The organism is Hymenobacter aquaticus (assembly GCF_004765605.1).
GTDB lineage: Bacteria > Bacteroidota > Bacteroidia > Cytophagales > Hymenobacteraceae > Hymenobacter > Hymenobacter aquaticus.
The window spans coordinates 1200975-1222415 of the sequence record NZ_SRLC01000002.1; the positions used below are offsets into that span (position 1 = coordinate 1200975).

At 60.6% G+C, this 21441-nt stretch carries 15 protein-coding genes; 6 read left to right on the forward strand and 9 right to left on the reverse strand.

The genetic code is table 11. The annotated features are described in order from the left end of the window. Positions 1 to 167: 167 nt before the first annotated feature. On the forward strand, positions 168 to 1577 hold the full coding sequence (locus E5K00_RS17820) for a urate hydroxylase PuuD (RefSeq protein ID WP_210114331.1): 1410 nt from the start codon (positions 168 to 170) through the stop codon (positions 1575 to 1577). 180 nt (positions 1578 to 1757) lie between these two features. Here E5K00_RS17820 and E5K00_RS17825 read toward each other — a convergent pair whose 3' ends face one another. After that, on the reverse strand, positions 1758 to 4421 hold the full coding sequence (locus tag E5K00_RS17825) for a right-handed parallel beta-helix repeat-containing protein (RefSeq protein WP_135464629.1): 2664 nt from the start codon (positions 4419 to 4421) through the stop codon (positions 1758 to 1760). Positions 4422 to 4938: 517 nt separating this feature from the next. Between E5K00_RS17825 and E5K00_RS17830 the strand changes: the two genes are divergently transcribed. Next, a complete protein-coding gene (locus tag E5K00_RS17830) occupies positions 4939 to 5784 on the forward strand; it encodes an urease accessory protein UreD (protein WP_135464630.1) in 846 nt (281 codons plus the stop codon). 154 nt (positions 5785 to 5938) lie between these two features. Here the strand turns inward: E5K00_RS17830 and ureG are convergent, their stop codons facing one another. From ureG to E5K00_RS17860, 6 genes are all read right to left on the reverse strand, one after another. Further along, positions 5939 to 6691, reverse strand: a complete 753-nt coding sequence (ureG, locus tag E5K00_RS17835) for an urease accessory protein UreG (protein ID WP_135464631.1) — start codon at positions 6689 to 6691, stop codon at positions 5939 to 5941. 247 nt (positions 6692 to 6938) lie between these two features. Further along, positions 6939 to 7610, reverse strand: a complete 672-nt coding sequence (locus E5K00_RS17840; RefSeq protein WP_135464632.1) for an urease accessory protein UreF — start codon at positions 7608 to 7610, stop codon at positions 6939 to 6941. A gap of 141 nt (positions 7611 to 7751) precedes the next feature. Then, the gene (gene ureC / locus E5K00_RS17845) at positions 7752 to 9467 is read right to left on the reverse strand and encodes an urease subunit alpha (protein WP_135464633.1); all 1716 of its coding nucleotides are present in this window, start codon (positions 9465 to 9467) and stop codon (positions 7752 to 7754) included. 26 nt (positions 9468 to 9493) lie between these two features. Further along, a complete protein-coding gene (locus E5K00_RS17850) occupies positions 9494 to 9925 on the reverse strand; it encodes a hypothetical protein (protein ID WP_135464634.1) in 432 nt (143 codons plus the stop codon). Continuing rightward, complete coding sequence (locus E5K00_RS17855; RefSeq protein WP_135464635.1) at positions 9925 to 10686, reverse strand: urease subunit beta; 762 nt, start codon at positions 10684 to 10686, stop codon at positions 9925 to 9927. The genes E5K00_RS17850 and E5K00_RS17855 overlap by 1 nt, the downstream gene beginning before the upstream one ends. Positions 10687 to 10867: 181 nt before the next feature. Continuing rightward, positions 10868 to 11467, reverse strand: a complete 600-nt coding sequence (locus tag E5K00_RS17860; protein WP_135464636.1) for an urease accessory protein — start codon at positions 11465 to 11467, stop codon at positions 10868 to 10870. 289 nt (positions 11468 to 11756) lie between these two features. On the opposite strand from E5K00_RS17860, the gene E5K00_RS17865 reads away from it, so the two are divergent. Beyond that, complete coding sequence (locus tag E5K00_RS17865) at positions 11757 to 14828, forward strand: ATP-binding protein (RefSeq protein ID WP_135464637.1); 3072 nt, start codon at positions 11757 to 11759, stop codon at positions 14826 to 14828. Between the two features lie 5 nt (positions 14829 to 14833). Here the strand turns inward: E5K00_RS17865 and E5K00_RS17870 are convergent, their stop codons facing one another. Further along, complete coding sequence (locus E5K00_RS17870) at positions 14834 to 15574, reverse strand: LytR/AlgR family response regulator transcription factor (protein ID WP_135464638.1); 741 nt, start codon at positions 15572 to 15574, stop codon at positions 14834 to 14836. Positions 15575 to 16157: 583 nt separating this feature from the next. On the opposite strand from E5K00_RS17870, the gene E5K00_RS17875 reads away from it, so the two are divergent. Further along, on the forward strand, positions 16158 to 16652 hold the full coding sequence (locus E5K00_RS17875) for a hypothetical protein (RefSeq protein WP_135464639.1): 495 nt from the start codon (positions 16158 to 16160) through the stop codon (positions 16650 to 16652). A gap of 61 nt (positions 16653 to 16713) precedes the next feature. On the opposite strand, the gene E5K00_RS17880 is transcribed toward E5K00_RS17875, so the two are convergent. Further along, positions 16714 to 18258 carry a hypothetical protein gene (locus E5K00_RS17880; RefSeq protein WP_135464640.1) on the reverse strand — a complete coding sequence of 515 codons (1545 nt, stop codon included), beginning with the start codon at positions 18256 to 18258 and terminating at the stop codon, positions 16714 to 16716. Between the two features lie 510 nt (positions 18259 to 18768). On the opposite strand from E5K00_RS17880, the gene E5K00_RS17885 reads away from it, so the two are divergent. Together E5K00_RS17885 and ilvD are read left to right on the forward strand one after the other, a co-directional pair. Further along, positions 18769 to 19671 carry a branched-chain amino acid transaminase gene (locus E5K00_RS17885; RefSeq protein ID WP_135464641.1) on the forward strand — a complete coding sequence of 301 codons (903 nt, stop codon included), beginning with the start codon at positions 18769 to 18771 and terminating at the stop codon, positions 19669 to 19671. Between the two features lie 88 nt (positions 19672 to 19759). After that, positions 19760 to 21427: a dihydroxy-acid dehydratase gene (ilvD, locus tag E5K00_RS17890; protein ID WP_135464642.1), complete on the forward strand. Its 1668-nt coding sequence runs from the start codon at positions 19760 to 19762 to the stop codon at positions 21425 to 21427. Positions 21428 to 21441 lie beyond the last annotated feature (14 nt).

The window sequence follows — 21441 nt, forward strand, 5'->3', positions numbered from 1 at the left end:
CTTTCCCCTCGCGGCACGGGTGTGCACTCGGTTGCCCGGCGACCAAAAAAACCGCTTAGCAGGCTGCTACCGCGGATTCTTTGCCGGAAAGCGGCGTTCTGGACTGAAAAATCCTATTTCTCCCACCCTTTCCAGGGGCCCCGCGCTGGGGCCCGGTTTTACCCTGCATGACTCAAGTTTTACTTTTTTCCGCCTTCCTGCTCGGCCTCGTGCTGCTGCTGGGAGCAACGTACGCACTGCAACGCTTCGCCAAAGTCGACAAAAGGGGCGGTAAGCTAGGGGAAAATGGCCTGACTATGCAAGGCTTCTCCTATCTTCTTATTCTGCTGACGGTTATTTACGTGCTGGCCGTGTTCTACATTCTCATCAAAGGCACCCCCTGGGAAGGGCATTTGCTGGAATGGATGAACATCGTGGTGCGCCTGATGCACATTACCTTTGGCATTGCCTGGATTGGGGCCTCGTTCTACTTCGTGTTCCTGGAAAACGCCCTGAACCGCACCGATAACGTGCGCGAGGAGCTGGCCGGCAACCTCTGGGCCGTGCACGGCGGGGGCTTTTACTACTTGGAAAAGTATAAGCTGGCTCCCAAGGAAATCCCCCGCGACCTGCACTGGTTTAAGTACGAGGCCTATTTCACCTGGCTTTCGGGCTTCAGCCTGCTGTTCGTGGTGTACTACTTCAACGCCGGCTCCATGCTCATCGACCCCAAGGTGCTCGACATTGCGCCGCTCACGGGCGTGGCCATCGGGGTGGGCTCCTTTATCGTGGCCTGGCTGATGTACGACGTGCTCTGCAAGTCGCCGCTGGTGAAGAACATGACGGCCTTTTCCCTGCTGGGCTTTCTGGTGATTGTGGGCTTTGCCTTCTTCTACTGCCAGGTGTTCAGCGCCCGGGCCGCCTACATTCACTTCGGGGCCATGCTGGGCACGCTCATGGTCGGCAACGTATTCTTCACCATCATTCCGGCCCAGAAAGCCATGGTGAAGGCCGCCACCCTGGGCCAGCCGCTCGACCCCACGCTGGGCAAAAATGCCCTGACCCGCTCCCTGCACAACAACTACTTCACCCTGCCGGTGCTGTTCGTGATGGTCAGCAACCACTTCCCCAGCACCTTCGGCCACTCGCAGCCCTGGCTGATTCTGGCCGCCATTTCCCTGGGCGTGGCGGGCGTGAAGCACTGGCTCAACCTGCGCGAAAAGAAGCAGGCCACCACCTGGATTCTGCCCGCCTCGGTCTTGTTTCTGCTGGCCGTGGCCTTCGTCTCGGCCCCCAAGAGGGAGGAAGCCGGCGGCGCGGCCGCCTGCACGCCCAATGTGAGCATCACCCAGGTCAACGCCATTGTGCAAAACCGCTGCGTGCGGTGCCATTCCTCCAACCCCACCGACGACGTGTTCAAATCGGCGCCGAACGGGGTGAAATACGACTCACCCGAGGACATCATCCGCCTCCAGGACAAGATCATGCAGCGCGTGGTCGTCACCAAAACGATGCCCCAGAACAACAAAACCAACATGACCCAGGAGGAGCGGGATTTGATTCGCTGTTGGATCGAGCAGGGCGCCCAGAACAAGTAAGGAATGTGGTGGAGCACCGTGGAAGTGGCGCGGGTGCCGGATTTAAGCCGGCCTTCGTCTCTTGGCTTGTCAGCACATTTTACATTTGTGCCAAGCTTTTGATAAGAACGATCAGGAAAGTGTGGCACAGAAAAAAGGCTCCTCTATTGTAGAGGAGCCTTTTTGTGCTTGTAAAAGAGCCTAGTTTTTAGCTACGCGGGTCGTAGTGGTCCTTTCCACAGATTGTACCTGAATCAAATATAGCCCGGGCTTCCAGTCGTTACCCAGCTCCACAGAACCTTGCTGAGCCGGTAGTGTCAGCTTCTGCACAGTACGCCCGAATCCATCCAGTACGTTTACCTCTACCGTTTTGCCCGTCGTGGCGGGCCAGCGTAGTATGGTTTGCGTATCGAAGGGCACCGGGTAAACAGTTATTTCTTCGGTGCCTCGCGAATCGGCCGTTGCTGTAGAACCCGTACTGGCCTGCTGACCCGGGCGGGCAGCCGGGCAGGTGGGTGCCGGGCTGTGCGGCGTTATACCGGTATGGCCGCCCGTAATGTGCAGATTGACGCCGCTGAAATTCACGCGGCTATCGGTTAGCAGGTTGGCCCCGGAGGCAATGTTGAACACATGGCCGCAGTACTCCGATGTCCCGTTGGGGTTGAAGGAAGCGGAGAGCTCAGGATAAATACTGCTGGACGCAATAAAGAGATTTGCCCCACTTTGCACATCTATACTGCCGTAAAGATGAATAATGGCTCTGGGGAAAATCTGCAGAGTTCCACCATCCTCTACCGTGATGTTGCCGTAGATTTTGGCGGTAGCATCATCCCAGCCTATTCTCATAACGCCGCCGTGCTTAATGGTGATGTTTCCTCTCAGCTCGCTCAGCGAATGCTGCACCAAGCTGAACACCCCTCCATCTTCCACCACAATGGAGGTTGCCGCCTCGGTCTTTAAATATCCCTGCTGCTGAACCTGCAAGGTGTTTTGGTTTCCGATTACCACTTTAATGGGGTCGGAAGGGGAGTCACCGATTTTCAGGCCGGGGCACTCTACCCCGTAGAAGCTAGGCGCTGCATTAAGATTGACTGTGCCTAGGCTGCTTTCACTGGAAATGCGGTTCCAGAAAAGCCGAAAATTTTGCACGGCGTTGTTGGTGGGGGCAGCCAGATTCGTGAACTGCGTGCTGCCTACAAACGCTGCTCCCGGCGCCCAAGTCAGATAGTTTGCTGCCGTGGTGCTGGCCGCTGAGCCGTATTTGAAATGACACACCTTGAAAATCGCGCACTCATCCAAGGGAGGGGAAACTCTGCAACTATCCTTTATGAGAATATAATCGGGTGTGTTCACGCCAAAATTGAGAATGATTGACTCGTACGCGACAAACTCGCACCGCTCGAAGGTGGCGCGCTTCCACTTGCTGAAGTTCAGATCAAGCAGCTTCCCCTGTACATACCCTGGCTGGAGGCCGTAGGCAGGATACGTATTCCCGGCAATCGGGAGGCCGGCAGCATCCTTGGCGTATTTATCGGAGAAAAGACAGTTCACGTAGTTCGTGCCTTCCGCCCTCGTATCGGCGCGGTAGCCACTGGTAATCGTCCCGTAAAACTGGCAGTTGGTGTACGAAAACCGGGGCTGCTCCACAAAAATTGGGGCACCTGTCGTGCCCAGGAAAGAGCAGAACTCGAAATGAATGTACGAGGCCCGATAGGGCCGCCCTTCACCATCGGAAACCAGGCCGGGGCCCCCATTCTCATGAAACTGGCAGTGGTTAAAAGCGCCCTGTGCTGTGACGCCGGTTTCCGGTTCGATGTCGCAGCCGGCAATGGGCATACTGACCATGTACACGCCCTGGTGATTTTCCAGCTGCGAGGCGTCACCGTTATGATTAAAGGTACAGTTGGTTGCCGTCAAGCCGATGCCGGATACCCAGCTGAGGCCGTTGCGCCCGTTGGTATCAAAGTGGCAATTCTGAAGGGCAATGCTCCGATGGGGTGAAAACAATCCATTGGGCGTTGCATTGTTGATGAGGATGCCATCATGCCCAAAATGGTGGGCTGAGATATTGGTTAGTGTAACAGCATCACTGTCCCAGACCAAGATGCCATCGTGCTCAATCTGCCGGCCGACGTCTCCCCAGGTGCCCCCGGCGTTAAACTGCTTGATATTGCCATTCAACTCGACGTTCCGGAACGTGACTTGCGTGGCGTTTTTGAGTAGCATAAATTTTCCCCCACTAGCTATTGTTCTTATATCAGTAGAATGAGCATCGGGGCCGAACGAACCGTAGTCAAGGCCCCCGGCCCATTGAACGATACTACTGGGTTTGCCCAGCGGATCCACTTCTCCTTCTACCGTTACATCTGCTACCCCAGTCAAATCCAGGATATCTTCCCCGTATTTGTAATAGCCGTGCCTGTTCGGGCTTGTCTGCCGACCAACCGTGTAGCTGCCCGCTGGAATTATAATTTTCCCGTGGCCACCGTTGTTTTTAATTATCGCGGCGGCAGCTTGAAAAGCCTCAGTGTAGTTTACACTGGGGTTGTTGGGAACGGCATTGAGCGCGGGAGCGGAAAACGAAAAGGTAGGAGCTACGTTTCGGTTGTCGATTGGCTGTTGCAGGACACAGCTATTGGTGATATTGACTACCAGATATTCCGTTGCTTTAGCGGGTGGAGTAGTCACGGCACTGTTGCATTGTTGCTGCCCGACTACGGTCGTGGGTAGCCCGCAGATAGCTGCCAGGAGCCCAGCAGTGGGAAACAGAAGGCTTTTGCTCTGGGTGGTTGACAACCAGAGACGAGGTAAAGCGTCTTTAATTCGTTTTCTGACAGGTGGATACAGGCGTACGATGTTTCTCATGTAAAATGATTTGTTTTGAATATAATACTATGATAATCTTCCGCAGCTTCCTACAGCTTTCGAGTTAAGCTTTTCTGTACTCAAATCAGCCCCCGCTTTGCAGGCGCCTTTCCGGATTTGTTGCGCCGGAAAACGTACTAAATGGTAGTTAGTCGCCTGGCCAGCGCCCGACCGGGCAAGGGAAACGGGGGCAGCTGGGTGTGTAGCCGCCCGTTGGCTCCGATGTTACAAGTGCGCGGATAATGCGCTTGCTGGTCGCCCCGCCACGGGCGAGCTTTGCTTATCTACTCTGGCTCTTGCTTTCCACAGTCCTTTCTCCGAAGCTCCGACTACCTGGCCGAAGCTTTGTTGGCTCCGCCCGGCAGTATGCGGTCTGGTTAGTGCCAAAACATGCGGGTGCCACGGCCCCGACATCCGTATTTCGGGGGGGGGCAATGCGGGAGCTTGCGCTAATCAAGTTACTTTGCCGAGCTCAGTTCGCGGTTGACTTGGGCGGGGCGCTGAACAAACTACTCGTATGAACTGGAGTACCGTGGAAGTGGCGCGGGTGCGGGGCCGGAGCCGGCTCATCAGCTGCCACAACCTGCAACCCCTGAAGCTGCTGAATCCCCGCTCGCCCACGCCGGCCTGCCACGTGGTGCTCAGCAGCTACGGCGGCGGCATGGTGGCCGGCGACGCCATCCGCTTGCGCATCGGGGTGGCGGCCGGGGCCCGGCTCGTGGTCAGTACCCAGGCCAATACCAAGATCTTCAAATCGACGGACGGGGCCGTGGCCGAGCAGCACGTGGCCGGCACGGTGGCCGCCGAGGCCCTGGCCGTCGTCTTTCCCGACCCGGTGGTGTTGCAGGCCCAGAGCCGCTACCGGCAGCAGCAACGCTGGCAGCTCCACCCCACGGCCACCCTGCTGCTCGTCGACTGGTTTCACTCGGGCCGCATGGATCAGGGCGAGCAGTTCGCCTTCACCAGCCTCCACTCCGAGCTGCGGGTGAGCCGGGGCGACAAGCTCGTGCTGCTCGACCGGCTCAGCTTCGAGCCCGGGCACCACATTGCCGCCTCGCCCGCCAACTTCGCCGGCTACCAGACCTTTTTCTCGCTCTACCTGGTCGGCGACCCGGAAAGCGGGCTTTTCCAACGCCTGGCCGCCCGGCTGGAAGAGCAGAAGATGCCCGGCAGTACCGGCCCGCACTTCCAGGTGAGCAGCCAAAACTGCCTGGTGGCCGTGTCCCGGGCCAAGCCCGACGTGTACCTGCTGCGCGCCGCCGCCCACAGCCGGGAGGCCCTGCAACCGTTCTGTGACCAGATATTGCAGGAGCTGGCTACCGAGGAGATGCTGGGTTATAACCCGCTGCTGCGCAAGTATTAGGACCGGTTCTACTCCGGGCGTTCGGTTACGTCAACTAAACTTGTTACCGTGCGAGTTGAGTAACACAATCGAAAAAAAAATATTGATTGTGTTACTCAACTCGCATGGCGGCAAAATCACTGCTTTGGGGTTCCAGGGCAGGCACTGAGCACTACTACCGCCGGTCTTCGCGCACCGAGGCCAGGGCCCGGGCCTTGGCTTCCTTGATGTGGTGGATAATGTCGTCGAGGCCGTGGCCGTCGATGGCGCGGGCGAAGAGGAAGGGCCCCTCGCCGCGCATCTTGCGCGAGTCGCGCTCCATCACGCCCAGGTCGGCCCGGATCAGGTCCTTGAGGTCGATTTTGTTGATGATGAGCAAATCGGACTGGGTGATGCCGGGGCCGCCCTTGCGCGGGATTTTGTCGCCGCCCGACACGTCGATGACGTAAATCGAGTAGTCGACCAGCTCGCGGCTGAAGTGGGCGGCCAGGTTGTCGCCCCCGCTTTCCACGAACAGGAAGTCCAGCTTGTTCTCGAAACGCTGCATGAGGCCTTCCAGGGCGTCCATGTTCAGGGAAATATCCTCCCGGATGGCCGCGTGGGGGCAGCCCCCGGTTTCGACGCCCACAATCCGGTCTTCGCTCAGGGCACTGTTCCGAATCAGAAAGTCGGCGTCTTCGCGGGTGAAGATGTCGTTGGTGACCACGCCCAGCTCGTGCTCGTGGCGCATCCGCTCGCACAGGGCCTTGAGCAAAGCGGTTTTGCCCGTGCCCACCGGTCCGCCGATGCCCACGGTAAAGGCCCGCTGGCGGAAGTTGCGGTAGGAGGGCAGGCGGCGGGTTTCGCGCTGCGCAAAGTCGCCCGGCGACTCGTAGGCTTCGTGGGTGTGCCCGTGCAGCAGCAGGGCCAGCTTATCGACAAAGGCCATGAGGTGAAGGAGTGATTTAGTGATTTAGTGAATGAGTGAGTTGTCGTTGTTTACCCTGTCATCCTGAGCTTTTGCGAAGGACCTTCCTCACCTCAGTGACAAGCGTAGTTCAATGTGACCAAGCCTTTTTGACGCGCTTGGCAAAGGGACTTGGCACATTGTCATGAACTGCAGTGGGGTAGGGGAGGAAGGTCCTTCATTCCGCTGCGCTGCATTCAGGATGACAGTCAAAATAGGGCAGGCGAGGCTAATTCTGAAACAGCTTGGAGTAGATGTCGTCGTGCAGGACCTGGGCGGCGTCGAGCACGAAGGCGGAGCGGGTGGCTTGCTGGTAGGTTTTGCCGGCCTGGGTGGCCAATATAGGCTCGAACACGGCGTAGAAATCGTGCTGGAGCTGGTGGCCTTCCAGCGGGCCGAGGAAACCCAGGCGAATGGCGGCGCTGAGCTGGTCGCGCAGCAGCATGTGCAGAAACATCGTCTGGACCTGCTCCAGGGCAAAGCCGACCTGCTGCAAGCCCAGGGCAAAAACCAGGGTGAAGTGCAGCGGAATTTCCTGCTCCGTGAACCACGTTTGGATGGCGGGCAGTGGGGCTTCCGGGTAAAAGGAAACGAGCAGCTTAAGCCAGTTGCGGCCCTGCACCACGCTGGCCTTGTGCAGGGCCGGCACCAGCAGCAGGGCCTCGTATTCCTGGGCCACGGGTTGCAGTTCCGGGCTCAGGCCGAGCGCGAAGCAGCTGTGCATAAAGGGCAGTTCCAGGCTGCCAATCTGCTGCAAATGGGAGTAGAGAAAGTGGCGCAGCTGGCTCGGCGTCTGGATCAGCCCAAACGTAATGCTGCTTTCCAACCCGTAGGAATAGGCAAACGCCCCCGTCGGAATGGACGAGTCGACGAGGTGGAGCAGGCGGGCAAATTGGGACATGAGTTAGCAGAAAGACCAAATTTGAACGTCATTCCGAGCAGAGCGAGGAATCTCGCGTGCTGATGTTGTGGTAGTAATTTGAGTTACCACTGCACGCGAGATGTCTCGCTTTGCTCGACATGATGGGATGGTAGACAACTACTAAAACAAGCTATACAGCTGCGCCAGCGGCAGTTTCCGGGCCGGCTCGCAGGTCAGGTGCACGCCGTCCACGGTCACGCGGTAGGTTTCGGGGTCTACCTCGATGTTGGGCAGGTAGTCGTTCAGGGCCATGTCCTTTTTGCCAATAGTCCGGCAGTTTTTCACCGCCACTACCTGCTTAGTCAGGCCATAATCGGCCCGCACCCGCTCCACCGACGCCTGCGACACGAACACCATCGAGGCCTTGCCGATGGCCGCGCCCAATGCCCCGAACATGGGCCGGGAAAAGGAGGGCTGGGGCGTGGGAATGGAGGCGTTGGCGTCGCCCATCTGGCTTTGCACGATGATGCCGCCCTTGAGGATCATTTCGGCCCGCACCCCGAAAAACGGCGGCTTCCAGAGCACCAAATCGGCCAGCTTGCCTTGCTCGATGGAGCCGATTTCGTGGGCCACGCCGTGGGCCCGGGCCGGGTTGATGGTGTACTTGGCCACGTAGCGCCGGGCCCGGAAGTTGTCGGCCGCGCCGGCCGCGTCTTCGGGCAGCGGGCCGCGCTGCTGCTTCATCTTGTGGGCCGTCTGCCAGGTGCGGGTGATGACCTCGCCGACCCGGCCCATAGCCTGGGAATCGGAGGAAATAATGCTCAGCGCGCCCATGTCGTGCAGGATGTCCTCGGCGGCAATGGTTTCCTGCCGGATGCGGCTTTCGGCAAAGGCCACGTCCTCGGGAATGTTCTTGTCGAGGTGGTGGCAGACCATGAGCATGTCCAGGTGCTCGTCGATGGTGTTGACCGTGAAGGGCCGCGTGGGGTTGGTGCTGGAGGGAATAACGTTGGGCTCCCCGCAGATTTTGATGATGTCGGGGGCGTGGCCCCCGCCGGCACCCTCGGTGTGGTAGCTGTGGATGGTGCGGCCCTTGAAGGCCGCCGTGGAGGTTTCCACGAAGCCGCTTTCGTTGAGCGTATCGGTGTGGATGCAGACCTGCACGTCGTACTCCTCGGCAATGGTCAGGCACTGGTCGATGGCCGCGGGGGTGGTGCCCCAGTCTTCGTGTAGCTTGAAGCCCAGCGCCCCGGCCTCCACCTGCTCGCGCAGGCCCTCGGGCTTGGACGTGTTGCCCTTGCCCAGAAAGCCGAAATTGAGCGGGTAAGCCTCGGTGGCCTTCAGCATCATTTCCAGGTAGAACGCACCGGGCGTGCAGGTCGTGGCCGTGGTGCCGGCCGCCGGGCCGGTGCCGCCGCCAATCATCGTGGTCAGGCCCGAGGCCAGGGCTTCGGGAATCTGCTGGGGGCTGATGAAGTGAATGTGGCAGTCGATGCCGCCGGCGGTGAGAATCTGGCCTTCCCCGGCAATGACTTCGGTGGTCACGCCCACGGTCATACCGGGCGTCACGCCGGGCATAATGTGCGGGTTGCCGGCCTTGCCAATACCGCTGATGCGCCCGTTCTTAATACCGATGTCGGCCTTATAAATGCCAGTGTAGTCGAGCACCAGGGCGTTAGTAATCACCAGATCCAGGGCCTCGTCCTGACCAATACCGGCGGCCTGGCCCATCCCGTCGCGCAGGACCTTGCCGCCCCCAAACTTGCATTCCTCGCCGTACACGGTGTAGTCCTGCTCGACCTGGATTAGCAAGTCAGTATCGCCCAGGCGGACTTTGTCGCCGGTGGTGGGGCCGTACATATCGGCGTAAGCGCGGCGGGAAATGGGGAGGGGCATATGTGTAAGGTTGAAAGGTATAGGAACTACTGCCGGTTGCGAATGACAGAATCTGCTATCCGCTCGTTGGCCTTCAGTTCCGGTCGTTTGTAGTGAAAAACAGTATCCGTATTGTAGCTGACAGCCTCAGCGGCTACAAGCACATCGTTGCGGTATTCTTCGGTGCAGAATGCAAATAAGGTGTATCCTTGCTCGATTTCGTATTGCAGGTTCAGCTCCCGCACATTGTCTGGTAAATAGAAAACGGGTGCTTTGACGTCGGAATGCCAGCCTTGAAAAAAGGCGGAAACAAAGAAGACGCCTGAGAAGATGATTTCCAGTTCGTGGCTGTATGTTAAATCTTTGCCGCCCGCTATTACCAGCTTGGTACCGTCATAAGAGTGGACGTGAAAATCAAGCCACAGCTCTTGGCGGATTCTTTGGTCTATTTCTTTGACTAATTGGGAGGTGGCACTCATCAGTCTCTTGGGTTTAGTGGAAAGTCCACTTTTGCTACCATTGCTACGGCTTCAGCTTTAGAGTCCTCACTCAGCCGCCCATCAATCCACCCGTTGCCCCCATACACGATTCGCTCGCCGCCCAGGGCTACCAGCGTCACGCGCTTCCGCTCGCCGGGCTCGAAGCGCACCGCCGTGCCGGCCGGGATGTTGAGCCGGAAGCCGTAGGCGGCGGCCCGGTCGAATTGCAGGGCCGCGTTGGTTTCGAAGAACGGGTAGTGGGAGCCCACCTGCACCGGTCGGTCGCCCATGTTCACCACGTCGATTTCCACCGTGTCGCGGTTTTCGTTCAGGATCAACTCGCCCTCGGTTAGCTGGTACTCGCCGGGCGCGTCGTTGATCAGGTTGTCGGGCTGGATGGTGGCGGCCGCGCGGGTCAGGCCGGAGCCGTAGAGGGCCAGGGCCGGGTCGCCGGTTTCGCGGCAGATGGGGTGGTGCACCGTCACCAGCTTGGTGCCGTCGGGGAAAGTGCCTTCCACCTGCACCTCCTGAATCAGGTCGGCCACGCCGGGCATCACGTCCTGCAAGCCCAGCAGCAGCTTGCCCTTGTTCATGAGCGTCGTCACGGCCTCCCCGTCGCGGATAAACTCCAGCAGCTGAGTCGCCAGCAGCGCCAGGGCTTCGGGGTAGTTCAGCAGCAGGCCGCGGGCGTAGCGCTTCTGGGCCACGAAGCCGGCTTGGTGCAGCACCAGTTTGTCGAGGTCTTTCGGAGTCAGGTGCATGGCTTGGGGTTGCTGCTGGTTGAGAGTTGATTGTTTGGCTAGGTTCTTTGTTTATCCTGTCATCCTGAGCCTGCGAAGGACCTTGTCACGTCAGAACAAAGCGTTGTTACGGTAATCGTTCTTATCCTATAAGGTCCTTCGCAAGCTCAGGATGACAGGTGGGAAAAAGATTTTCTAAACCCTACACGTTCTGCGCCACCATCCATACGCCATACCCCACGCACAGCCCCGACGAAAGCAGGATGCTGCTGAACTTGAGCCGGCGGCTGATTTTCATGCGCCTGGTAAAAGGGATGCGGCACAGGCCGGCTACCACGAACATACCCAGAATCGAGCCGAGGCCAAACACGAGAATGTACAGAATGCTGGGCAGCGGCCGGCGAATCTCGCTCAGCACCAGCAGCACCAGCGCCCCGCTGCCCGCCAGGCCGTGCAGCAGCCCCACGGTGTAGGCCAGCCGGTGCTGGTAGCGCGCCGGCCGGATGTCCGGCGGCTTGTTCCAGTTCAGCAGCCGACTCACGCCCATGGCCACCAGCACCACGCCCACGGCGGCCTCGAAGTAGCCCGAGGTCAGGAACGTGGCCCGGCTCAGAATCACCACCGAGCCCACCAGCACCAGCATGGTGGTGTGGCCCAGGCCCCAGAAAATTCCGTCGCGCAGGGCCAGCACCGTACTGTCGCGCCGCGACACCATGTTGCCCACGGCCAGCAGATGATCGGGCTCGAAGGCGTGGCCCAGACCGGCTACGGAAGCAAACAGAATAGGGAGGAACGCTTCCATTCGGCAGGGCGCACACGAGAGGCTTGAGGCCTCAATATAGAGGATAGAGCGGCTCGCAACCATTGGGGTGCCTATTTTTCCGCGCGGCCGGGTCCGCCGCCCACGCAGCGTGCCCGGCCTATATAGCGGAACGTCAACGCGCTAGCCGGGCGGTTCGTCCCGGCCCCCGAAGCGTTTAACCAGCCTTGGCCGCCGTTGGCACGGCCGGGGCCCCGATTCAGCCAAAAAACCTATTTGCTGTCGGCAAACTCTATTTCTTGCATAGTTGCCCCATGTCGTAGTGCTTACCATGTCAGAAATTTCGTCTTCCGCCGTTGTTCCTACCCTCGCCGAGTTCACTCAGGCGCAAGAGCGCATCGCGCAGCTGGAGCAGGCGTTGCAGCAGGCCCACGCCGCCCGGCAGGTGGCCGATGAGCGCATGGCGTATTATGCGGATTACCTGACGGAAGGCGTCGTGCTGCTTAGCTCGGAAGGCACCGTGCTGCTGCTCAACGAGCCCTACTGCCGTTTCTTTGGCGTGCCCCTGCCCACCCGCCAGTGGGTGCAGCGCCCCGTGGCCGAGCTCAGCGCCGCCATTACCCTGTGCAGCGACCAGACCCAGCAGCTGGCCCACGAGTTCGACCAGGCCCTGCGCAGCGGCCAACCCTCGCACAGCGTGCAGATCTGCCTGACCAGCGGCCGGGTGCTCGACCGGGACGTGGTGCCGTTGCAGGCCCTGCAGCCCGGCTCGACCAACGTGCTGCTGCGCTACCGCGACGTGACGGCCCAGCACCAGGCTGCCGCCGAGCTGCAATCCATGTCGCGCATTCCGGAGCAAAACCCCAACCCGGTGCTGCGCTTCAACCAGCACGGCGACACGATTTTTGCCAATGCCGTGCTGCGCGGCCTGCGCGACGACCTCGACGCGGCGGAGCGGGCATCGGTGTGGGCCTCCTTGCAGCAGCTGGCCGCCGACGCCCTGGCTCACAACCAGCCCCGGCAGCTGGAGGTGGCCTTCCGGGAGCGGCTGTTTCGGGTGGCGGCGGTGCCGTTCGTGGCCGAAGCCTACACCAACCTGTACCTACAGGAAATAACGGAGCAGCGCCAGATGGAAGGGCAGCTGGCCGAGCAGCGCCAGTTCTACGAAACCATCCTCAACGAGCTGCCCGTGGAGGTTGTCGTGCTTGATGAGGAGCAGCGCTACCTCTACGCCAACCCCAGCGCCGTGCCCGATACCGAGGCCCGCAACTGGCTGATGGGTCATACCATTACCGAATTCTGCCAGCGCTACAACTATCCGCTGACCCTGGCCGAGCAGCGCCACCGCATGTTCGACCGCGCCCGGCAGGAGCAGCACTTGGTGCGCTGGGACGACATTACGCCCTACCCCGACGGCACGCGCTGCCACCAGCGGCACTTCAAGTCCATCGTCGGGCCCGACCAGGGGCTGCGGTTTATGCTGGGCTACGGCCTTGACATTACGGATCGGGTGCAGGCCGAGCAGCGGCTGCTGGATCAGCAGAAATTCACCCAGCAGGTGCTCGACACGGCTCCTAGCCTGATTTACGTGCGCAATAGCCGGGGGCAGCTGGTGTTTACCAACCACGCCATGACGCAGCTGCGCGAGTTTCAGTCGTATCGGCAGCGCGCCAGCCAGGACCCGCACAGCCCCGTGGCCCGCGAAGAGCAGGAATACACCGCCGCCGATGCCCACGTGCTGGCCACGGGCGAAGAAATCAAGAAGGAAGACCCCTACACGCTGCCTTCGGGCGAGGTGCTCTGGTTCCAGACCATCAAGCGCCCCCTGCGCCGCCCCGACGGTGCGGTGGAAGTGTTGGGTGTGAGCACCGACATTACGGACCTGAAGAAAGCTACCGAGGCGGCCCAGGCTGCGGCCACGGCCCGCGAAAACTTCCTGTCCAACATGAGCCACGAGATTCGCACGCCCCTGAACGGCGTGCTGGGCATGGCCGGACAGCTGGCCAAAACCCGCCTCGACGCCCGCCAGCAGGACCTGCTGAACGTGATTCGCTCCTCGGGCCAGCACCTGCTGGGCGTGCTCAACGACGTGCTCGACATGGCCAAAATCACCTCCGGCAAGTTGGAGTTCGAGCAAACTGCCTTCAACCTCTGCGACTCGATGGGCCAGGCCGTGGAGCCCTTGGCGTTGCTGGCCACCGACAAGGGCCTGGAGTTCAAGGGCACGCCGCTGCGCGACAGCTGCCCCAACTCCTGGGTAGTCGGCGACCCGTTCCGTCTCAACCAGATTCTGATTAACCTGGTGTCCAACGCCATTAAGTTCACGGAAAGCGGCACCATCACGGTGGGCGGCTACTTCGTGGCCGAAACCGACACCCATCTGACCACCGAGTTCCGCGTCACGGATACCGGCATCGGCATTGCCCCCGACAAGGTGGCCCGCATTTTCGAGGGCTTCACCCAGGCCTACGCCGACACCACGCGGCGGTTTGGCGGCACCGGCCTGGGGCTGAGCATCAGCCAGGCCCTGGTCGAGAAGCTGGGCGGCACGCTGCGGGTGGAAAGCGAAGTGGGCAAGGGCAGCACCTTTGCCTTCACCCTGACCCTGCCCAAGGCCGAAGCCCCGCGCCTGCGAAAGGAGGAAGTCGTGGATACCGGCTCGTTGGCCGGCCGCCGGGTGCTGCTGGTCGAAGACAACGAAATCAACCGCGAGGTGGCCCGCCTGATGCTGGAGGAGTGGCAGGTGGAAGTCGATGAGGCCCCCGACGGGCTGGTGGCCGTGCAGATGCACGCGGCCAGCAACTACGACGTGGTGCTGATGGATATTCAGATGCCCAACATGAACGGGCTGGAAGCCACGGCCCGCATCCGGCAGCACCCCGAGCGGCAGCGCGCCCAGGTCCCGATTCTGGCCCTCACGGCCAATGCTTTCCGGGCCGACAACGAGCTGTACCTGGCCGCCGGCATGAACGACTGCCTGGCCAAGCCCTTCGAGGAAGATTCGCTCTACCAGAAGCTGGTGAGCCTGATTGCCACCGCGCCGGCCCGCGGCAGCCGGGGCTACGACCTGACCGGCCTGCGCGAGCTGGCCCGGGGCAAGCAGGAGTTCGTGGATAAAATCATCCGCTCCTTCCTGCGCAACATTCCCGACACGGTGCAGCAAATCCGCTTTGCCGCCGCCGACGGCCAGTGGGCTACCGTGGCCGAGCTGGTACACCACATCAAGCCCAACCTGGTGCAACTGGGTGTGGAAGGCGTGGACGAGGCCGTGAAGCAGCTGGAGCAGGCCCGCCAGGGCGTGGGCAGCACCGAAACCCGCACGGCGGCCGTCGGCTACCTCACCACCCGCCTCGACCAGGTAGTGCAAGAGCTGCCCCGGGAGCTGAGCCCCGAGGCGGAGTAAGAAGGCTAGAGGCTACGCAGCTTCTGGAAAAAGCCGTCCTGGTAGGATTTGCCCACCGGAATTTCGTGCTCCCCGAGCAGCAGCTGGTTGTCTTCCACGGCCTCAATCCGCTTGGTGTTGACGATGAAGGAGCGGTGCACGCGCACGAAATGCGCGAATGGCAGCCGTTCTTCCAGGGCCTTGAGCGTGATGTACACGATGTGCTTGTGGCGGGGCGTCACAAACACGGAGTAGGTCGACATGGCCTCGATGTAGAGCACGTCGTTGAAATCAAGCTTGACGAGCTTGTTGTTGACCTTCACGAACAGCTCCGAGCCCTCCAGCTCCGATTCCGGGGCGGCGGGCGGCGTGGGCTCGGGCGCGGCCGCCGCGGTCAGCACCCGCGTGACGGCCTTGCTGAAGCGGGCGTAGTCCACGGGTTTCACCAGGTAGTCGGCCACGGCCAGCTCGAAGGCCGCCACCGCGAAATCGGTGTGCGTGGTAACCAGAATAACCTGGGGCGGCGGTTGGGGCAGGGCGCGCACCAGGTCCAGGCCGCTGAGGCGGGGCATCTCGATGTCGAGAAACAGCAGGTCGATGGCCGTACCGTTCTGCAGCAGGTTCAGGGCCTGCACGGCGTCGGGCAGGGAAGCCACCAGTTCCAGGGCCTCGGTCATTTCGACGAAATGTTCGAGCGTGAGGCGGTTGATTTCGTTGTCGTCGATGATGAGGCAGCGCAGGCGGGCTTGAGCAGAGCGTAAGGGCATGTAGGGAAAGTGAAGGAAAGTCCGCGCGGCGGGCTGAAAAACTAACGGGCCGCGCAACACTAGCACAGCCGCACGAGGCACTGAGAAAAGCAAAAGCACGGTTGGCCCAAAAAGGCAGTTGCCGGGCAGGATACAATCTACGGTTGCCGCGCCGGATTTCACAACTGCTTCTCGTTGACCTTCTTTTCCCGCGCGATGAAAAACGTTGTACACCTGTTAATTGGATTCGCTCTGACCGCAATTACTTCTTTGCCGGCCGTAGCTGCAGCCCCGGCAGCCCGCCCCGCGCCCTGAAGATGGCCTGCTATTACCCTAAGCGCCTGTGCCTGAGTCAGCCCCAGGCCGCAGCCGCGCAGCCCGCCCCTTGACGCGTATGACCGTCACCCATTTGGCGCATCGGTAGCACCGCCCCCGGGGCAAATTCTGCTGCTGGAGAAGCTATGCAAACTGCCCATTTCGGGTGGCCGAGGCAATGCCGTAGCGTTCAGCTTGCGGGCTGAAAGCCAGCTTCTAAGGATAGGGAAACTAGTTTTTATTATTATTTTTCACTAATCTTAAGGGCCGCTTTTATCCTCCCGCGCTCATGAAGTACCTGGCTGTATTCTCGCTTACCCTGGCCCTGGCCAGCCCCGTCGCAGCTCAGAAAGGCCAGGCCGGGCGCGTGCTGGAGCAGCGCCGGGCCGCCCTGGGTACCGATGTGCGCCAGTTTCGGCACCTAGTGCCCGAGCGGGTAGAGGCCAGCACCCAAACGGTGTACTACACCAGCAAGCGCGAAAATCTGCGCGTGGGCTCTTACACCGTCACCGGGATTAGCTACGGTTTCTATAAGGACAAGCTTTGCTCGATTGAGTTGCGTGTGATGGGCGACGTGAACTGCAAAGGCATTCACAACCTACTGCTTTCCGAGTACGGCCCCAGCCAGCGGGTAGCCGCCAAGAGTGAAAACTGGACCGATCCGCAGGTGTCGTTGCGCTACACGGAAGTACCCCAGGGCTTCGCCACCATCGTGTTGGCCAGCAAAACCCTGATGGAGCAGCGCTTGGCCGAAACCAAGCTGCCCGCCTACCACAGCGCCTAAACATTCGTTGATATAAAAAACGTCCTGCCGCGCCCGGCAGGACATTTTTTTATGTGCGTTGCTATTTCAAACGGCGGAATTTGCGCTGCATGATTTCCTGCACGGGCACGTTTTCAATCTTGCTTTCCAGCCACGAAATAATGTCGAGGTAGAGAAACGGGCGCCGCTCAAACGGGTCGGCGGCAATGCTGATGAGCTTTTCCTTGAGCTGCACGAAAGCCTCCTTGAGCTCGGCCGGGGTAATGTCGCCGACGCTGCGCAGAAACTGGAAAATGGCCACCTGCATCTGCTGCTGGTCGTTCATCTTGCCCAAAAAGCGGTACACCGACCGGATCTGGTACTCTAGGGCCTCGTCGCGGCCGGCTTCGTAGTGGGCTATCAGGTTCAGGATGCGGGCAAAGCACTGAATATCCTCGCGCAGGCTCACGTCGCGGAACTGGATGATTTTGGTGAGGTACTCGATGGCCTTATCGTTGTTGCCGCTGCCGAAATACAGGCTGGCAATCTTGTAGTAGAACACCAGGCGGCGGTGCGAGTCGAGCTGCACCTGAAACCGGTCGAGGTTGTCGAGCAGGCCGGGAATGATCTGCAGGCCCTCGGTGAAGCTGCCCCGCAGAAAGTGAGCGTTGATGCGGTTGGTGTAGATGTAGAGAAACAGCAGCATCTCCGTGTTGGGGTTGGTGCGCCGGTCCGGGTCGGCGGCAAAAGCCTCCAGGGTTTCGAGTACCTCCATAAACCTGCTGTAGTACAGTAGGTTGTAGAGGGAAATCAGCAGGTTGTGCAGGCCCTTGATGTAGAGCATGGTTTGCTGCTCCTTCATGGCGGGGCTGTGCTCAAACAAATCGACCCACTTCTGGGCGTAGCGGAAGCAGGCCGGGAAATTCTGGGTGATGGTGTGGTACCAGACGTGGGCCTGGTAGTAGTAGAGCTGCTCGTAGAAGCCCGCCCGGGCCATATCCACCGGCGGCAGGGCCGCGTGGAAATACGCCGTGATGGTGTCGTAGTCTTCCTGGTGGCGCACGTGCCCAATCTTGAGGTAGAGGCCGTACATGCGCAGGGCCACGTTCGACAGCTCGTGCAGCTGGGCCACGTGCCCGGCCGTGTCGGAGGCTTCAGCCGACAGCACCTCGGCCCGGCCCCGCAGGCTGCGCGTGATGTACTGGGCCTCGATCAGCTTCTCAAAATCGAGGGCCAGCAGGGCAATGTGGGGCATTTCGGCTTGCTGGGCCGTTTGTTTCACCTTTTCCAGCATCCGCAGGCTTTGCTGGTAGAGGCCGCGGTTGTACAGCACCCGGGCGTAGTCGAGCTGCTCGTGGAGCTGAATATCGAGGTTCTGGCCCGAGTGGTACATGCGCAGGCTGGAAAGCAGCTGCTTGTAGAGGTTGGCCTTCAGGTTGGCGACTTGCACTTTCTTGATGGCCGGCACCTGGGCCAGCACCCGTTCCTCGTCGTAGCTGGCCTGCCCGTCGAGGGCGTCGAAGAGCTGCAGAAACTTCAACCCCTCGTTGGAGCCCTGGCGGTTGGTAAACAGCCGGAAATGCCGCTTTTCGGAGCGCGTCAGCGACTTAATTAACTGAAAAACAGGGTCAATGCTTTCGTTAGGCATTGTAGCGCGGTGTTTGGTAAGTGGTTGTATTGCAATATGTTGCAGATAAAAACATAATAATTGGAAATAGTGGAGTGCCTGAATATTGTTTTTCGGAGTTCCGGGTGCTACTGCTACTTGCGTGCAGCTTCGGGCCACCAGCCGCCGCTGCCGGGCAAGTTACAACCGCTGCTGACTTTGGCTTCAGGCTGCTGAAAAGGCCGGGAACCGGGGACTGCCCGAACCGGCCGTAGCGGCTGCCCCTGGCCCGGCCAGCGGAATTGCTGACCACCAATGTAACTGAATCGGAGTGGATTGCGGGAACCGGCCTTCACTCCGTCGAAAAACAACCTGTTGTCATGTCCACTGCCTTGCTGGTCGTCCTTCCCATCATTATTCCGCTGCCATCGGGCTGAAGGAACTGCTTCTGTGCGCTATCCACCAGCCTTTCTAAGCCCCGCGCTCAGGAAGGCTTTTTACTGCCTGTCTTTCTTGTCGAGTACCCTATTTCCACTTTCTAACCACCGTTTTATGTATTTCAACAGCAACACCGTCGCCTTTCTGGATGGTGAGTTTGTGCCGGCCAGCGAGGCCACCTGCGGGGCCTACGCCCAATCGTTGCACTACGGCTACGCCGTTTTCGAAGGCATCCGGGCCTACAACACGCCCCGCGGCTGCCAGATTTTCAAGGCCCGGGAGCATTACGAGCGGTTTCACTATTCCTGCCAGACCATCGGGCTGCCGCTGAACTACTCGGTGGAAGAGCTGACCCAGATCAGCTACCAGCTGCTGGAAAAAAACGGGCTGACCGACGCTTACATCCGGCCCCTGGCCTACGCGGCCACGCCCAACATGAGCCTGAAGCACGCCACGACCGGCAACCTGCTGATGGCCGTGTGGGAGTGGGGCAAATACCTCGGCGACCAAAGCCTGCGCCTGACCATCTCGCCCTACGAGCGGCCCAACCCCAAGGCCGTCCCGATTGAGGCCAAAGTAGCGGGGCACTACGTCAACTCCATTATTGCCAGCTCCGAGGCCAAGGGCCGGGGCTACGACGAAGCCCTGCTGCTGGACATGAACGGCTACGTGGCCGAAGGACCGGGGGCCAATTTCTTCTTCGAGAAAAACGGGGCGCTCTACACGGCCCCGGCCGGCAGCATCCTGCGCGGCATCACCCGCAACACCATCATCGACCTGGCCCGCGAAGCCGGCATCACCGTGCACGAGCAGTTCTTCACGCCGGCCGAGTTGCAAGGGGCCGAGGGGGCTTTCATGACGGGCACCGCCGCCGAAGTTATCGGCGTCTCGTCGGTGGATGAGGTGGTGTTCAGCAAGCCTTACGCCGAAACCATCGGGGCCCACCTGGCCAGCCGCTACCAGGCCTTGGTAACCGGGCAGGAAGTAAGAGCTCAGCGCTTAGAACTCAGAGCCTAGCCCGTTCTGGTGGTACTCCCTTATTCCATTTCCTGCTCAGCGCTGAGTTCTAAATTCTAAGTTCTGACCTCTGCGCTCTACGACAACTATGGCCCTGAATACCTACAGCCGCATTTACACCCAGGACGACAGCCTACCGGCTTCCCAGGCCATGCTCATTGGCTCGGGGTTGTCGGAAGCCGATTTGCGCAAGCCCTTCGTGGGAATCTGCTCCACCGGCTTCGATGGTAACACCTGCAACATGCACCTCAACGGCCTGGCCGACCACGTGAAAGAAGGCGTGCAAACGGCGGGGCTGGTGGGGCTGCGGTTTAACACCATCGGGGTGTCGGATGGCATTACCAACGGCACGCCGGGCATGCGCTACTCCCTGGTTTCCCGGGAAATCATTGCCGACTCCATCGAGGCCATGGCCGGGGCCCACAACTACGACGCCCTGGCCTGCGTGGTGGGCTGCGACAAAAACATGCCCGGCTCGTTGATGGCCCTGGCCCGCCTAAACCGGCCCGGCCTGATGGTGTACGGCGGCACGATTAAGGGCGGCTCGTTCAAAGGCCAGCAGCTCAACATCGTGTCGTGCTTCGAGGCCTACGGCAAAAAGCTGCAGAACAGCATTTCCGACGAGGACTACCGCGGCATCATTCAGCATGCCTGCCCGGGGCCGGGGGCCTGCGGGGGCATGTACACGGCCAATACCATGGCGTCGGCGGCCGAGGTGCTGGGCATGTCGGTACCGTTTTCGTCGTCGGCCCCGGCGGTGAGTGAGCAGAAGCGGGAAGAGTGCCTGCGGACCGGCGAGTACCTGCTGCGCCTGCTGGAAAAGGACCTTAAGCCCCGCGACATCATGGTGCGCGAGGCCTTCGAAAACGCCATGGTGCTCATCACCGTGCTGGGCGGCTCCACCAACGCCGTGATTCACCTGCTGGCCATTGCCGACGCGGCCGGGGTCAAGCTCACGCTCCAGGACTTCCAGCAGGTGAGCAACCGGGTGCCCCTGCTGGCCGACCTCAAGCCCAGCGGTAAGTACCTGATGGAGGATTTGTCGGCCCTGGGCGGGGTGCCGGCCGTGATGAAAACCCTGCTCAACGAAGGCCTGCTGACCGGCAACCTGCCCACCGTGACGGGCAAGACCCTGGCCGAAAACCTGGCCGGCATTGCCGCCCTGGGCGAGGAGCAGGACCTGCTGCGGCCGTTTGCCAACCCGATAAAAGCCGACGGCCACATTCAGATTCTCTACGGCAACCTGGCCCCCGAAGGCGCGGTGGCCAAGATTACGGGCAAGGAAGGCACCCGCTTCGAGGGCCCAGCCAGCGTATTCGACTCGGAAGAAGAGCTCAACGAGGGCCTGAGCAGCATACAGCCGGGCCAGGTCGTCATTATCCGCTACGTGGGCCCGAAAGGTGGCCCCGGCATGCCGGAAATGCTCAAGCCGACCTCGGCCATCATCGGGGCTGGGCTCGGCGACAAAGTGGCCCTGGTCACCGACGGGCGCTTTTCGGGTGGTACGCACGGCTTCGTTATCGGCCACGTGAGCCCCGAGGCCTACGACGGCGGGCCCATTGCCCTGGTCCGCAACGGCGACCAGGTGGTGCTCGACGCGGCCAACAACACGATGAGCGTGCTGGTGGACGACGCCGAGCTGGCCGCCCGCCGCGCCCGTTGGGCGCCGCCGGCCGTGAAGGCGCCCCGGGGCGTGCTGCGCAAATACATCCGCACCGTGGGCTCGGCCAGCACCGGGTGCATCACCGATTCTTGAGGTTCGTCAAACGT